Raw genomic sequence first — 15,487 nt, 5'->3', positions numbered from 1 at the left:
AATAGAGTAGTTAAGAGAAGAAAGTTAACCTAAAGAATATACGGAGGTATCGAAAACTCTAAAAATCTTAATCATAATTCAAAAAAAGACAAATAGACATAAGAAAAAATTTAAGTAATGAAAGCAACACGCTATAACATTATCATTTAATTTTGATCTATCGTTACATGATTTTATGAAAAGTGCTTCTGAAGAGCTCTATAAGCCACAAACGCATAAGATATAGTAATTTTATAACTTATAGCGCAACATAAATATTGTCTATAGAGATATATTTTTTATTGCCTCATAATACAGAAAAAATTAAATTTACAAGATATATATAAAGCCATAAACAACCATTTGAGACAAGCTAAATATCTCTAGAAAATACATCTTCAATTCTATTTTTAGTAATGCCGTCACTAATCCAATAAGCTCAAATTTCTCTAAGATTTATAACATTAAATCTGTATTCACGAGGCTGTCCCTCATGCAACATGCATCCTTTGAATAAACGCAGTGCATTATTCCTTCTTCTATTAAAGCTTATTGTAAAGACTTCTCCATCCCTATCTATAGGCTCTAAAACGTTTATAAACGGCATATTTTATATCCATTCTTAAACAGTTTTATCCAAACATCTTTCTCTTGTAATGTATAAGCAACCATTTTTAAATTCATCATGAACAAGTTTAAAATAAGAGAGTTTTGCTGTATTAAATATTCTATTTAAGTTAAAAATATAAATTATCCTTAACAAAAATTATTAATATATATTAAAGCTTTATGTTATTGAAACTTTGTTGAAACTAAAAAATGCTTATCCCTTATCAAGTGCATAAACAGCATGTAATGTTCTAACCGCAAGTTCAGTGTAAGCACTATCAATCAAAATAGAAATTTTAATTTCTGAGGTCGTAATTGCTTGAATGTTAATACCCTTTTCAGCCAAAGCCTTAAATGCTGTAGCGGCAACACCTGCATGGCTACGCATTCCAATACCAATCACAGATACCTTGGCAAGATCACTTTCAAATTGGAGAACATCAAATCCAATTTCTTTGCGATTCTTCTCAAGAAGTGCAACAGCTTTTTCTACATCTGATGATGGTACAGTAAAAGTCATATCCGTTTTTGAGCCATCTTCAGAAATATTTTGCACAATCATATCAACATTAATGCGCTCTTCAGCCAAGGGACCAAAAATTGCTGCCGAAATCCCTGGACGATCGGCAAGCCGACGAAGGGAAATTTGCGCTTCATCCTTAGCAAAAGCAATACCAGTAACATTTTGTTGTTCCACGATTTCATCCTCATCGCAAATAAGTGTTCCAGAAGAACTCTTTGGATCCTCCATGCCTAACGCATCAGGATCCTCAAAACTTGAACGCACAAAGGTACGAACCTTATGAACCATTGCCAATTCAACAGAACGAACCTGTAAAACCTTTGCACCAAGAGAAGCCATTTCCAGCATTTCTTCAAAAGCTACTTTTGGTAAACGACGCGCTTTCGGTTCTATACGTGGATCCGTTGTATAAACACCATCTACATCCGTATAAATATCACAGCGATCAGCTTGTACAGCCGCGGCTATAGCAACAGCACTTGTATCTGATCCCCCACGCCCTAAGGTAGAAATCCGGTTATCTGGAGCTAACCCTTGAAAACCAGCAATAACAGCAACCTGACCTTCCTGAAAACACTCGATTAAAAAAGATCCATCAATATCAGTAATACGTGCACGTCCATGCGCATTGTCTGTATGAATGGGAATTTGCCAACCAAGCCATGAACGTGCATTCACACCCATTTCTTGAAGTGTCAAAGCCAACAAACCTGAAGTAACCTGTTCACCAGAAGCAACCACAACATCATATTCACGAGCATCTCTATGCTTGGAGGAAGCATCACACGTCCACTGAACAAGCTCATTGGTTTTACCAGCCATCGCAGATACGACAACTGCAACCTCATTGCCTGCATCAATCTCTCTTTTGACATGCCGTGCAACATTATGAATACATTCAATATTTGCTACAGATGTTCCACCGAATTTCATGACAATGCGCGCCATTAATAACACTCTTACCTTTACATCTCTTATCTCAAACGGTAATGAGAATTAGATGCTGTATCAACTAACCATTTTCTCGACATAGCGAATATCTATCATTTGTGCAAGTTTCATTATGATTATATTAATTTCTCTTGACTTTGTATAAAATCTACTGGACTTGATCATTAAAAATAAAAGGCAGGCAACATGATAGATGAAACACAAACAACTATTGATCAAAGTGAAATTGATCATTTTTCACGTATTGCTACAGAATGGTGGAATCCACAAGGAAAATTTCGACCTCTTCACCAATTTAACCCAACGCGCCTTGCTTACATCAGAGAAAAAATTTGTTTAGAGTTTAATCGTGACCCTTGTTCATTTACGCCCTTTGACAATTTGAAAATTCTTGATATTGGCTGTGGAGGAGGCTTGTTATCTGAACCAATGGCACGTCTTGGCGCTATGGTCGTAGGCGTTGATGCTGCACAAACAAATATTGAAGTCGCAAAAACCCATGCAGCTCAAAATGATCTTTCCATTGATTACCGCACGATGACAGCAGAAGCTCTTGCCAATGAAGGAGAAAAGTTTGATATTATCCTTAATATGGAAGTTGTTGAACATGTCGCTGATGTTAATCTCTTCATAGCAGCTACAGCAAAAATGTTGAAACCACAAGGGTTAATGTTTGTCTCAACACTCAACCGCACGTGGAAATCATGGGGGCTTGCTATTGTAGGTGCTGAATATATTCTACGTTGGCTTCCTAAAGGAACACATGATTATAAAAAATTCCTAAAACCTCTAGAACTTAAAAATTTCTTATCAAAAAACGCTCTGACTGTCATTGATGAGATAGGTATTACTTATAACCCATTAAATGACAGCTGGAATCGCTCAAAAGACATGAGCGTTAACTATCTCCTTCTCGCAAAACGGTCTTAAGGATATGTAATTTACAAATATTATACGCCTTGTAATAAAGAATTGAGCTTTCCCTCAGCCTCTAAAGCATAAAGATCATCACAACCGCCAACGTGATAATCACCTATAAAAATTTGTGGAAATGTATTACGTCCATTTGCACGCTGTACCATTTCTTGGCGAAGGGATGTGGAAGCATCAATATCTGTATACTTTACGCCTTTTTTATTAAGCAAATCACGTGCTTTTGTGCAATAAGGGCAGTTAGGGCGTGTATAAATTATTATCTCTTTCATAGTATTATCCTCCAATATTTTTTAATAATATTCACTTTAAATTCCTCTTACGAGGAGGGAAAAATAGAATCTTCTTTGAGAACACGCGAAAATGTTAGCACATCAACCTGCCGTGCACCTGCATATTTTAATGCAGCAGCTGCTGCTGTAACTGTTGCACCCGTTGTAAATACATCATCAATCAGCAAAACAGAACATCCTTTGAGATATTTTTTAACCTTATGCGAAACCTTAAAAGCATTTTTTACGTTAAGTTTTCTTTCTCTTGAAGAAAGACTAACCTGCGGACGGGTATGCCGACAACGAACAAGCCAACTTGGTTTTAAAAGCTTTTTTTGTGATGCTGCAATATAACGTGCAAGCTCAGCAGATTGATTATAACGCCTCTCCCAAAAACGACGAAAATGCAATGGAATGGGAATAATAACATCACAATCATCAATAACCTCGCGTCCAGCAAACATCATCCAATTGGCCATAAATGATGCCAATTCTATATGATCACCATATTTTAAGCGCGTTACTAAAGTTCGTGCAAGCCCTTTATGAACAATGACTGAGCGAACACGTGAAAAAGGATGAGTATTACGGAGTGCTTCACCACTAAGAAAACCATCCCCCATATCACAAACAAAGGGAGTCCCCATAACAGGACAATAAGGTTTTGTGATAAATTGAAGGTCTTTCCAACATTCGGAGCAAATCGTGCCATAAGTAGAAACATTTTGCTTACATCCAGGACAAATTGGTGGATAAAGCACAGTTTTCAAGCGTTCAATGAACTTACTTAGTATATCCCCACTACTTAACGCCGCTTCTCGAAAATACAACATTATAAATTTAGGCTTTTACAAGTTTCCCTCAGAACAAAAGTTCCTTTGTATTTCCTCAATTTATAATTTTAATTCCTTTAAAAACTCTTACCTTCTATAAATTTATTTTTCTTTTATATTATAAACTTGACAGAGCTTGCACAAATAATGAACCTTTTCAAAATATATTCTTCCATAGATCGAAAGTGTTCCACAATATGTCGCATCCTTTAATTTTTGATCATAACCGCATTGAACAATTCCGAAAACGTGCCTTTCAAAAAGCAAAAAAAGGATACGACTTTTTACTCTCTCACATGGCAGAAGATCTCTATAAACGTCTTAGCACTGTTGATCGCCTCTTTACATTAGCTCTCGATTTACACAGCCATACAGACCTTGCTGCGCAAGCTTTAATGAAATCTGGAAAAGTTTGTTCTATAGAACGTATTGAGACCGATACGCTTTACCAAAGCCATGATAAAAAATTTCATTTACGTCATCGAGAATTTCTTGATTTACCTCAAAGTTACTGTGACCTTATTATTTCACTTCTTTCATTACAATTGACCAATGATACCCCTGGTGTTCTAAGCCAGATAAAAAATACCCTTAAACCAGATGGCTTATTTCTTGCTGTTATGGCAGGAGCTGGTACATTAAGAGAATTGCGGGAAAGCCTGCTGCAAGCTGAAAGTGAAATTTATGGTGGAGCAAGCCCTAGAATCTATCCTTTTGCCGACATTCGTGATGCAGGCGCTCTCTTACAGCGTGTTGGCTTTGCTCTGCCTGTAGCAGACGTTGAAGATATCACAATACGTTATAATACAATGTTTGACCTTATGCACGATCTTAAAGCTATGGGAATGCAAAATGCACTCATCAATCGTTCACGACGCCCTGTATCTAAACGTTTTTTTCTCCGCGCAGCTGAAATCTATGCACAACGATTTAGTGATCCTGATGGACGTATTCGTGCACATTTTTCTTTCATCTGGCTCTCTGGTTGGGCTCCTCATCCCCATCAACAAAAACCCCTACAACCTGGTTCAGCGCAAATATCTCTTACAGATGTTTTACAGCCCAAAAAAATATAATCTAAAATTATTTTTTAAAAATACTTTTATCTGTTGTCCGTAATATTTGACTGGTAACCGTTCCAGCTATCATTGAATCGCTCACGTTTAGAGCAGTACGTCCCATATCAATTAGCGGTTCGATAGAGATAAGTACAGCAACCAAAGTAACAGGAAGCCCCATAATTGGTAACACAATCAATGCAGCGAAAATAGCGCCTCCCCCCACACCAGCAACACCAATAGAACTCAACGTCACGACCCCAATAAGCGTAGCAATCCAAGTAGGATCAAGAGGATTAATACCCATAGACGGTGCAATCATGGTCGCAAGCATCGCTGGATAAAGACCAGCACAACCATTTTGTCCAATTGTTGCCCCAAAAGAAGCTGCAAAACTCGCAATGGATTGTGGTACACCTATCCACTGTGTTTGCGCTTCAATATTTAAAGGAATACTTGCAGCACTTGAACGACTGCTAAAAGCAAATGTTAAAACCGGTAAAACCTTTTTGAAAAAACGAAAGGGATTAACCCCAGAAATACCAAGCAATACACCATGAATTCCAAAAATTAAAATAATACCGACATAAGATGCAATGATAAAAACCAGTAAATTTAAAATATCTGCAATACGCGATGTTCCTCCTACTTTCGTCATAAGTGCAAAAATACCATAAGGCGTCAAAGCAATCACAATACGGACTAACCGCATAATCCAAGCTTGTCCCACTTGAATAAATAAAAGCGCTTTTTCTCCTTTTTCTGGCTCATCTTTCTTTAAAAGAAGAACCGCTGCACCTAAAAATGACGCAAAAATAACAACACTGATAATTGACGTACGTTTGGCTCCACTCAACTCAGCAAATGGATTTTTAGGAATCATAGACAAAATCATCTTTGGTATATTCATATCTCCAAGTTTAGAAATATGACCTTCAAGAAGAGCAGAAACATTTTGCCCTTCATGCACCAAACCATCAGTTGTTAATCCAAAAAAATTAACCACAAGCACACCAACCAATGCTGAAAGAGCCGTTGTAAAAAGCAATATTGAAATTGTTATTATACTCATCTTTCCAACAGCATAAACAGAATGTAAATGAGCAACTGCTGAAACAATAGAGATAAAAACCAGTGGCATAACAATCATTTGCAACAATAAGATATAGCCCTCACCAACAATGTTAAACCATTCAACGGATTTCAATAAAGTGCTTTCACCCTCTCCATAAACAAACTGCAAAACACTTCCAAAAATCAAGCCAAGGATAAGCCCTAGCATAACACGTAGTGAAAGACTCCATTGCATTCTCTTACTTTGAGAAACCAACAATAAAAAAATAACAAATAGAAATAAATTGACGAAAAAATTAAATGTCATTGTCTATGCTCACTTACTATTATTATGGTTGACATAAATAATCTGCATAATTCAAAATCAATGCATGATATTTAAAATTAACATAAAGCTTACCAGGATTTTACAAAATCATTATTTTTTTAATTTATCGATTAAAAGAGAACTTTTTATCTACTAATAACTGTTTAAAGAAAATAAATAAAATTATTTTCCTATTCTTTAAATTTACGCTCTCATAAAATAGTTAAAAAAGAGAAATATAAACAACATTCATTGCGTCTTAATACTGAATAATTCCAGCATATCTTATCCTATCAATATCCTTACCTCTCTCTTTTTCTATTTGAACTGAAGCGAGCTTTCCAAGAAAGGATGAATTAACAATCGAACATTCATGACTTTTCTAGAAAATACACCAACAAGCTACTTTTGCTAATTTTATGGACTGTACTCTCAACAGCTTTGACCAGCATTTCAAATATAATTATTTTATTGAAAAGACCTTTCATACATTCTTTCTTTGCTCTCAATGAAAGCTTTTTTATTTTTCGAAATTCTTTTTATAGTCATAAAAAAGACTTTGAACGCCACAATACCTATTGAATGACAAAATATTGATTTATAAAAATAATTTACTGTTTTGCATATTAAATGAGAGTCCCGAATAACGTAAGATTCTCTTATTTCAAACCTGTTTATCTTGAATCAATCAAAATCACTTGCTTGCACGTCACAAGCAGGGCTGGCGTGTAAATAAAAAATGTATAAGAAAGGAGTAGAAATACTTCTTATGAAACGTCTTAATTCAAGAGCTATCACAACATTGGAGGGCGGAGCTTGGGCAGAAAATATAAATAATATGATTGCTTTTTATAATAGTGCAGTAAAATGTTTTAATGATACCTATCTATATGCTGATCGAACAACACGTGCACGTACCGTAGATAATTTTATCACTTTAGATGTAAAAAAGATAAGTTGTAGTTATAATGTTAAGCAAGAACTAATCAGAGGAAGGGTTTTTGAATTTGAAGAGACATGTCTCACGCAAAGTTCGTATCGTCCTTTTACACGACTATGGCTTTATTATAATCGTATCTTCAATGACGGAGTTGATCAGATACCACATGTATTCCCTATGGGGCAAGCAGTAGAAAATAGAGTCATAGAAATTACAAGCATAGGAGCACGAAGCTGTTTTTCTGTGTTGATAGCTAAGAATTTACCTAATCTAGATGCAATAGATACAGGCCAATGCTTTCCACAGTATCTTTATAAAAATGTTGAATCTTCTATAACTGATCATGATGAGAAACAATCCCATTTGTTTACAAATTCAATAAAGGAAAGAAAAACATCTGGTTTACAGAGGCGTGATGCCATCACTGATAAAGGATTAACGCATTTTAAGCTGCTTATCCTAGTGAGACCATAACTAAAGATGATCTATTCTATTAAGCTTACGGATTATTGCATTCAAAAGATTACCGTACTCGCTATGCTCATAATTTATGCAAAGAATTGCCTCGTATCCCCTGTGTAAAAAGCGCTGAAGATTTCAGGATATTGTGGACAACAGAGTGTGAGTTTGATCACTTGCACATAAATTATGAAAGTGTGGAGCCTTATCTTGTGACCTTTAAAAAGGATAAATCTACTGTTATTTACAACAGCAATATCATCATGAAAAACATCCCTCTTGAAGCTTATGAGTATATCGTTAATGGCAACCCCACTCTTGAATGGGTTATGGAGCGTCAATGTGTAAAGATAGATAAAAAGAGTGGCATCGTTAATGATGCCAATCGCTATGCTATTGGAACCATTGGTAACCCTGCTTATCCATTAGAGTTGTTTCAAAGGATCATACTATAAGTTTAGAAACAATGAAAATTGTTAAAAAACTACCAAAATTAGAAGTGTGAGAAACCGAATAGACTTATGAGGTTAACACACCTCATAAAGATCTCTTGTGTATTGCTTTAAAACGGCAGTCTATAACTTTAACCATCTTATTAAGTTTATTACCTACAATCTTAAAAGGATAGTTTATATGTGTTATTCTAAAGACAAGGCTTTGCACTTTTAGACACTGTTATTTGGATTGCTTTTAAAAGATTATATCATAATCTAAAATGATAGCTTTATTGTTTTCAAAAGCTCTGTTGAAAAAGAGCTATATGTATTCATTTTACTTATAGATTTTGAAGGTGTCTAAAATCCTCAAAATCTTCAAGAACCTCAAAACTAATAACCATAATGGTCTTAATAGCATTTTTTATGACTAGAACCTATCTTTTGAAATGGCTTTAAAGGATCACATGCTTATCATAAGATATATTTAATCACTCACTAAAATGATCTATTTTGTCGGTTCAATTTACTGACAGAAAAATGACAAAAGTCTATTAAAAGGGAGTTTTCTGACCTCTATAATTATCAGTCTCTCTTTAGATGTCTTTATAACAGGCAATAAAGCGCATTATCATCTTTATTATTTATATTATGAAAATGAAAAATGATGCCACGACTATAAAAAATATAATAGCTATAGAGCATGCGTGAAAAAACAGGTTTTCATAATCACAATGCAAATGAACGCGTTGGTTATAAAGAACGCGGTGCCTATTAAAGTTGTTCAAATTAGAGCCCCTTATAAACAAAATCTACAAAAATCATTAAAATCATTTAGTAAAAAACTGATACGTTATAAAGCTAAAAATACGCATGATGAGAGCGTTTATAAATATTATTAATGTTATAGATAATAAATAACGCAATTGTTTAATAAATTACACAATATATCTTTAAAATACATAATAAAAAATAATCAAGTAATAAGCACATAAACAATATTTACACATAATATATTTAAAAAATATAAAATTGTAAAATATTTATTTACAATAAATACGTATCGTGTTACATAAATTCTAGATATATTAGTTTATATGTTACGAAAAAGCATTTTCCATACCTTTAAAATACTGACTGTCTTTTATGTTTTTGTTAGTATATGAGTACTTTGTCGGATGTAGCTATGCCATACAATACCCTTTTATGGGAAATGCAACGCCACTCGTAATCTACATATCATTCAATATAATTTGAAACACAATACCAACAAAAATATCACATATACCATTGATATAACCAAATTAAATGATATCAACCGTCGTAATAGCCCCGTATTCAATACCGACCTATTTATCGAAGATAAGGAGTTAAATCACTCATGAAACGTACCGTAACATTTATTGTTTTATCTTCTCTATTGATCGTTTTGTTCGCTGTATTAATATCACTTGGATATACCAAAGTAAATGATCTCGATCCGTACAACGAACTTTATCAGTCATACCTCAAATAACAACTATAGAGATTCAGAATATCGCTAAAAAGAGGAAATAGTAAAAGAATAAATTATCTGTATAGAGAAAATGATCTCCTGTAATTTTCCTACCCGTTTTTAAAATACATCTATTGCCTTCATGATGAGTGTATAACTATATCGTATAATGGTACAAAAAGGTATAAAAGCCCCTTGAGATCTGGCTACTAAAAAATGGAAGAAGAAAAATTTAAAAGTGCACTAGATATGTTTAACTAACAAAAAAGTTTTTGTTGCCCGTCTCTACAAAAACCGAAATTTTTTATTTTTATTCCATACTTTACTCTTGTAACAAAAGAATAACACATATTGCTATAATATAATCAAATACATGGAGTGAGAATAATAAGACATAAAGAAATATTCATATTAGCAACATAATTTCAAGAAATTATCCATTAAAAATGATTTTTGGTATATTTCCTCCTTTAAACGCAAATTATATTTTTTTATCCCTTTTAAAAGTGAAAAATATTATTTTCAAACCTATTCATAAGTGGGATGAGCCACGTGAATAAAAATGTTTTATAATAAGCTTAAGTATATCTTTTATGAGCTATCTTTAGCACAAAGGTACAGCATTAAGATTACGGAAATATCGTGATATAATTGAGTATAAAAATCACACTGCCTAAGAGATTTTTGTATTGTACCCTTTATGAGAAATGTTAAAAGCAAGGCAGGATAAGCTCTCTAGAGCAAATGAGTGAATGAGCCACCACGGTGATATGCATTTTTTAAAAAGTAGGAAGCCTCTTTTCTTCAAATTTAATAGGCACATTCTAAAAATAAAGGTTCTACAGATTCATTCCAAATAGAATAGTAGTGAGACAAAAATTTTTCAGCATCTGTTTGTCCCATTGCAACAACCTCTTCTAAAGGATTAAGAAAATTTGTTTCATCAAAACCATTCGTATCATACTGTTTGCGATTTTTTAAGCCTTTGCGGGCAATAGCAAGAGCTTGTCGTGCTAACTCTAAAAGAATAGTTTGACGAAAAGGAGTTCTTAACCCTTCTTTAGGAACGCGTTGGCGCACATCTAAAACTTCTTCAAAACACCAATCTTTTGTCAAAGCTTCTGCCTCATTAAGTGCTTCCCTATCATACAGAAGCCCGACCCAAAAAGCCGACAACGCACAAATGCGCTTCCAAGAACCGCAATCAGCTCCTCTCATTTCTAAAAATCTTTTTAAGCGGACTTCAGGAAATAACGTCGATAAGTGATTAATCCAATCTCCCATGTTTGGAATTGAATTTGCAACTTGTCCTTTTAATGCTCCATTCATAAACTGACGAAATGTTATATGTGTACAATCATAATAACGACCATCCCGCACAACAAAATACATTGGAACATCAAGAGCCCATTCAACATAATCAGCAAAACCAAAACGCTCAGAAAATATAAAGGGAAGAACGCCTGTCCTCTGATTATCCGTATTACGCCAAATTTCAGAACGCCACGACAAAAAGCCATTTGGGCGTCCTTCTGTAAAAGGTGAACTTGCAAATAATGCTGTTGCAATGGACTGTAATTTCATGGACACTTGCATTTTTCGCCGCATATCACTTTCAGATGAAAAATCAAGATTAACCTGAACTGTTGATGTGCGATACATCATATTAAGACCATTATGCCCCACTTTAGGCATATAATCAGTCATAATCTGGTAACGTGATTTAGGCATTCGCGGCGTTTCAGCTAAAGTCCACTTTGGACTAGCTCCAAGACCTAGAAAACCTATACCCAATGGTTCTGCAATTTTTTTGAGAAGAGTTAAATGCTCCATCAACTCGTGATATGTATGGCCTACTGATTTTAATGGTGCACCAGATAATTCAAATTGTCCTCCAGGTTCCAAAGAAATGGCTCCCTGATTAACTGATCCTACGAGCCCAATAATATTCTCATCATCTAAAATAGGTTTCCATCCTAAGGCACTTTGCATCCTCTCTAAAAGCGCTCGGATTCCCCTCTCTCCTTCATATGGAACAGGGTGAAAACCATCTTTATAAAACGGAAATTTTTCATGTTCTGTACCAATACGCCAATCATCTTCTGCTTTATACCCCCCTTGGAAATAACTAACCAAGGAATCTAAGTTATAAATTTCACTTTCATCAGTTATATCAAGCGCCATAACTTATCGTATCCTATCATTGGTATCATCATCTTAAATGAATTGTTTAGAATGATTTTACAGATTTCTCAATCCATTGCCCAATCCCCCACGGTAGCATTAAGAAGAGCCAAAGCAGCAACAGCGGCAGTGTCAGCGCGTAAAATACGCGGACCTAATGATATTGGAACCACAAAAGGATGTTTTTTTAAAAAGCTCCGCTCTTCTTCACTAAAGCCACCTTCCGGTCCAATAAGAATACCAGGTGTTGTAACGTCACGCTTTTTAAAAGAAGGTAATGGATTATGCGATTTATGCTCTTCATCACAAAAGAATAAAGGCTGTGTCTCATCCCATCGTGCTAAAAGTTCTGCTAATGATAGAGCAGATACGCATTCAGGGAGAGATAAAATACCACACTGTTCAGAAGCTTCAATAACATTGGCTTCCATACGCGCCATATTGATACGCGTAACCTGCGTATGATGCGTTATAACAGGCTGCAAAACCGATACCCCCATTTCAACAGCTTTCTGCACCATATAATCCAACCGCGCGTTTTTGAGTGGAGCAAAACAATAGATAAGACTGGAATGCGTCGTTTGTAATCTTTCTTGATGGATAAGCTGAACCACAACAAATTTTTTCTTAACAATGATAAGTTTAGCAAGCCACTCACCATCCTGTCCATTAAAAAGTAAAATTTCTGCTCCTTCTTTCATACGCAAAACATGCACAAGATAAGAAGCTTGTGCCCCCTCTATCTTTATTTCTTCATTCAGAGCCAATGTCTGTCGTATAAATAATCTTTTAAGTTTATAATTTATGCGCATAAAAATTTTGCCAATGCTCACTATCGTCATCGAGAAAATAAAGAAAAATATATAGCAAAAAGAAAAAATTATATCTATAGAACTATAATATATTAAAGAATTATAGAGTTTTTTTAGCTTTATGAGATAATAATAGGAACTTATAGATCCTTAAGTGATTCTACTTTCATAAAAGTTTAAATAATGCACCATTCATCTTTGCATTCAGTCATTGATGCATCCGTGGAGGAAAAATATGTCTGCTAAAAAAGCTACAATTATTACGATTACAACCCTCTTAGCCTTTATTTTGATTACAGTGGGAATTGGTTCTGTTGGAGCAGATGGGAAGCATACAATTACCAAAGATGGCTATGGTATTTCTTCTGGGATTCAGTAAGCACTGGCCGACATCCCTCTTAAAAATTTAATGTTTTTTAGAAACTTTTCTAAGAACTTGCATCAATATTATGAATTTCTTGTATTTGAAAGATTCCATAAGAAGGATTTTTATTTCTCTCTTTAATCATTTATCTGTATCAACCACACTTATGACAGAGAGAACGATTTTTACTGCTTCATCACGAACGGATTTAAAATGAGAAAATCTTCCGATAGTGAGACCTCTGATTTAAATTTAAAAGACAATTTTAAGTTACAAAAAGATGGATTACCATTATAAGATAGAATGTTATATAGATAAAAAACAATTCTCAATCTGCGTCAATGTCTTTTGTAACCCAAAAGTTACCATGATTTTGTCCTTTAGAGCTTAGAGAAAATGTAAAAGGCCATGCAAGGCTATTAGCGAGACATTGGACATCTTTACATAAAGTTTCTGATCTATAATTTTTGCGTAGTTGTGCCTGTAATATCAATTCATTCTGCTTCCCTTGCGTAATAGCAGTTGCAACGGTTCCTTGAATGGATAAGCTCGAGTCTGCTGTACGCATTAATGACTCTGTCACCTTCATCATACCTTCTGAAAAGCTTGTCTGAATATCCCAGTGATCAAATGTTGTTGAAAAAGTATCATTAGTCATTAAAAGAAATTGTTGTTTATTTAAAAGTCTTGTTTGTAATTCGTTCAAATCATACCCTAAGAGCCGACCAGAAGACATCTTCAGTGTTAATTCACCCTGCATTTTTGTAAAAATTTCTCGCCAAGAATCAGCAAGTGTTCGTACCGTTGCAGTAAAATTCGTTTTGCTTTGTATAAATGGAATAAATCCCAAGGTTTCTAAAGTCTCCTGCATATCAATAGAAGCACCTGAAATATTTCCTCCTATACGCACTTTCTGTCCAGCTGGCGTAACTTCAATATTACTTTGCACGGATCCACCAAAAATATTCGCATGTCCAAGATCAAAAATACCATGCCCATTTCTTATTTGTATTGCAGCAGCTAAATTTGTGAGTGAAATATTTCCTATTTTAGCTTGTGGCGCAGAAAGTCGTATATCCACGCCAATACGATGAAAAATTGTCATATCAAAGAAGGAATTTTTCTTTTTACCTGAAAAAAACATTGAACCCAAGAGGCTAAGATCTAGGTTATCAAAGGCTAACGAACCCATAACATTTGGTACATAATCTTGAAAATCGAATTTTAAAGCTCCTCGCGCATTGGCTTTCCCCATCGTAAATGTAACATTGTTCATTTGAATATGCATTGGCTGCGCTAAAAAATGAGATTCCCATACAATGGGTATTTTTAATTTATATCCCCAAAACTGATTTCCACCAACCCAAGACAATGTCTGATTCCATCCCGGAGAACGCATCGATACTTTTCCGTCAAAAATATAATATTCAGATAACCGAGCCTTTCCTGTAAAAGTTATTCCCCCACGTACAGAATTGAGACTTGCCCTAATATGACTTTTTCCTCCTGCAAGAAGCAGCAATGCTTGAGAAGCATCAATTGATAACTTTGTAAATTCTCCGCGCCAACGCGCATCTGCACGTAACCGTACTTCCCGAGTCGATTCCGGCCAATCTAAAGTCGCATTTAATCCTGTTATTTTTTCTGCTAATCCTGAAAAACTATCGTGATACACAAGAACACCATTTTTAATGACAATCCGCCCAAAAGGTTGTTTTAAAAGGTGCTCTATTTCTGGATGTTCAGGATTATGTTTTAATATTTCACGCGTATTGCGTATTGCCAACCCTAATGCACCTTGTGAGCGAGAAAACCGATCAAAAAAATCTGCTATTGTTTTAACAGGCTTTTCCATAACAAATTGAGGACGCATAATCCGCGTCTCTGAAAAAGAAACATGTCCCCAAAGAAGATCGACGACAGAAAGATCAACTTCTATTGATTCAGCTTCCATTAATGGCCCAACATCATCCATTTTAGATGTTAAAGTAACACCAGAAAGAAATGCTTTAGGATAAGGAAAAAGATGTAACCGCGGTGGATCACGCAATTGCACATTGTAACCGGTCCATGCACTCAAATCCTGCGCTAAACGAATGCGAATCGCATCTGTAGAGATAAGATAAGGTAAAACGAGAATCCCCACTCCAAATAAAAAGATAATTGTAATAAAAATTCCGCTCAAAAATTTTATTATTCTGATGCGCACAATATCCCTCTATATTTATCCCCCTATAACAGATTAAAAACAAACTTAAAT

At 34.9% G+C, this 15,487-nt stretch carries 10 protein-coding genes and 1 pseudogene; 4 read left to right on the top strand and 7 right to left on the bottom strand.

Annotated elements, in window-relative coordinates:
* Window positions 1–802 precede the first annotated feature (802 nt).
* Window positions 803–2,059, bottom strand: a complete 1,257-nt coding sequence (locus ACFIJR_RS00525; RefSeq protein ID WP_375625153.1) for an aspartate kinase — start codon at window positions 2,057–2,059, stop codon at window positions 803–805.
* Between the two features lie 189 nt (window positions 2,060–2,248).
* On the opposite strand from ACFIJR_RS00525, the gene ubiG reads away from it, so the two are divergent.
* Window positions 2,249–2,992: a bifunctional 2-polyprenyl-6-hydroxyphenol methylase/3-demethylubiquinol 3-O-methyltransferase UbiG gene (gene ubiG, locus ACFIJR_RS00520; RefSeq protein ID WP_375625154.1), complete on the top strand. Its 744-nt coding sequence runs from the start codon at window positions 2,249–2,251 to the stop codon at window positions 2,990–2,992.
* 20 nt (window positions 2,993–3,012) lie between these two features.
* On the opposite strand, the gene grxC is transcribed toward ubiG, so the two are convergent.
* Complete coding sequence (gene grxC, locus ACFIJR_RS00515) at window positions 3,013–3,267, bottom strand: glutaredoxin 3 (RefSeq protein WP_273787883.1); 255 nt, start codon at window positions 3,265–3,267, stop codon at window positions 3,013–3,015.
* A 47-nt stretch (window positions 3,268–3,314) separates the two neighbouring features.
* Window positions 3,315–4,100, bottom strand: coding sequence for a ComF family protein (locus ACFIJR_RS00510; protein ID WP_375625155.1), 786 nt, complete (start codon window positions 4,098–4,100; stop codon window positions 3,315–3,317).
* 197 nt (window positions 4,101–4,297) lie between these two features.
* Between ACFIJR_RS00510 and ACFIJR_RS00505 the strand changes: the two genes are divergently transcribed.
* On the top strand, window positions 4,298–5,176 hold the full coding sequence (locus ACFIJR_RS00505; RefSeq protein ID WP_375625658.1) for a methyltransferase: 879 nt from the start codon (window positions 4,298–4,300) through the stop codon (window positions 5,174–5,176).
* A gap of 7 nt (window positions 5,177–5,183) precedes the next feature.
* Here the strand turns inward: ACFIJR_RS00505 and ACFIJR_RS00500 are convergent, their stop codons facing one another.
* Window positions 5,184–6,539, bottom strand: a complete 1,356-nt coding sequence (locus ACFIJR_RS00500) for an L-cystine transporter (RefSeq protein WP_375625157.1) — start codon at window positions 6,537–6,539, stop codon at window positions 5,184–5,186.
* A gap of 820 nt (window positions 6,540–7,359) precedes the next feature.
* Here ACFIJR_RS00500 and ACFIJR_RS00495 point away from each other — a divergent pair.
* Window positions 7,360–8,443: pseudogene (locus ACFIJR_RS00495) on the top strand (type ISP restriction/modification enzyme); the annotation flags it as partial.
* 2,234 nt (window positions 8,444–10,677) lie between these two features.
* Here ACFIJR_RS00495 and ACFIJR_RS00490 read toward each other — a convergent pair.
* Window positions 10,678–12,051: a glutamate--cysteine ligase gene (locus ACFIJR_RS00490; protein WP_273787880.1), complete on the bottom strand. Its 1,374-nt coding sequence runs from the start codon at window positions 12,049–12,051 to the stop codon at window positions 10,678–10,680.
* A gap of 68 nt (window positions 12,052–12,119) precedes the next feature.
* Window positions 12,120–12,863, bottom strand: a complete 744-nt coding sequence (locus ACFIJR_RS00485) for a 16S rRNA (uracil(1498)-N(3))-methyltransferase (RefSeq protein ID WP_375625159.1) — start codon at window positions 12,861–12,863, stop codon at window positions 12,120–12,122.
* Between the two features lie 235 nt (window positions 12,864–13,098).
* Here ACFIJR_RS00485 and ACFIJR_RS00480 point away from each other — a divergent pair, with 235 nt between their 5' ends.
* A complete protein-coding gene (locus ACFIJR_RS00480; protein ID WP_012754785.1) occupies window positions 13,099–13,242 on the top strand; it encodes a hypothetical protein in 144 nt (47 codons plus the stop codon).
* A gap of 313 nt (window positions 13,243–13,555) precedes the next feature.
* Here the strand turns inward: ACFIJR_RS00480 and ACFIJR_RS00475 are convergent, their stop codons facing one another.
* Window positions 13,556–15,436 carry an AsmA family protein gene (locus ACFIJR_RS00475; protein ID WP_375625160.1) on the bottom strand — a complete coding sequence of 627 codons (1,881 nt, stop codon included), beginning with the start codon at window positions 15,434–15,436 and terminating at the stop codon, window positions 13,556–13,558.
* Window positions 15,437–15,487 lie beyond the last annotated feature (51 nt).

It is taken from the genome of Bartonella sp. OD88NMGDW, from assembly GCF_042193775.1.
In the GTDB taxonomy this organism is placed as follows: Bacteria; Pseudomonadota; Alphaproteobacteria; order Rhizobiales; family Rhizobiaceae; genus Bartonella; species Bartonella grahamii.
The sequence above is the reverse complement of the archived record's forward strand: the minus strand, read 5'-3'. Positions and strand labels throughout refer to the sequence as shown.

Bases quoted from the DNA above. Each gene is read 5' to 3' on its own strand.
- ACFIJR_RS00510 (WP_375625155.1), bottom strand. From the start codon at position 4,100: ATGTTGTATTTTCGAGAAGCGGCGTTAAGTAGTGGGGATATACTAAGT.
- ACFIJR_RS00480 (WP_012754785.1), top strand. From the start codon at position 13,099: ATGTCTGCTAAAAAAGCTACAATTATTACGATTACAACCCTCTTAGCC.
- ACFIJR_RS00490 (WP_273787880.1), bottom strand. From the start codon at position 12,051: ATGGCGCTTGATATAACTGATGAAAGTGAAATTTATAACTTAGATTCC.
- ubiG (WP_375625154.1), top strand. From the start codon at position 2,249: ATGATAGATGAAACACAAACAACTATTGATCAAAGTGAAATTGATCAT.
- ACFIJR_RS00485 (WP_375625159.1), bottom strand. From the start codon at position 12,863: ATGCGCATAAATTATAAACTTAAAAGATTATTTATACGACAGACATTG.
- ACFIJR_RS00500 (WP_375625157.1), bottom strand. From the start codon at position 6,539: ATGACATTTAATTTTTTCGTCAATTTATTTCTATTTGTTATTTTTTTA.
- ACFIJR_RS00505 (WP_375625658.1), top strand. From the start codon at position 4,298: ATGTCGCATCCTTTAATTTTTGATCATAACCGCATTGAACAATTCCGA.
- ACFIJR_RS00525 (WP_375625153.1), bottom strand. From the start codon at position 2,059: ATGGCGCGCATTGTCATGAAATTCGGTGGAACATCTGTAGCAAATATT.
- grxC (WP_273787883.1), bottom strand. From the start codon at position 3,267: ATGAAAGAGATAATAATTTATACACGCCCTAACTGCCCTTATTGCACA.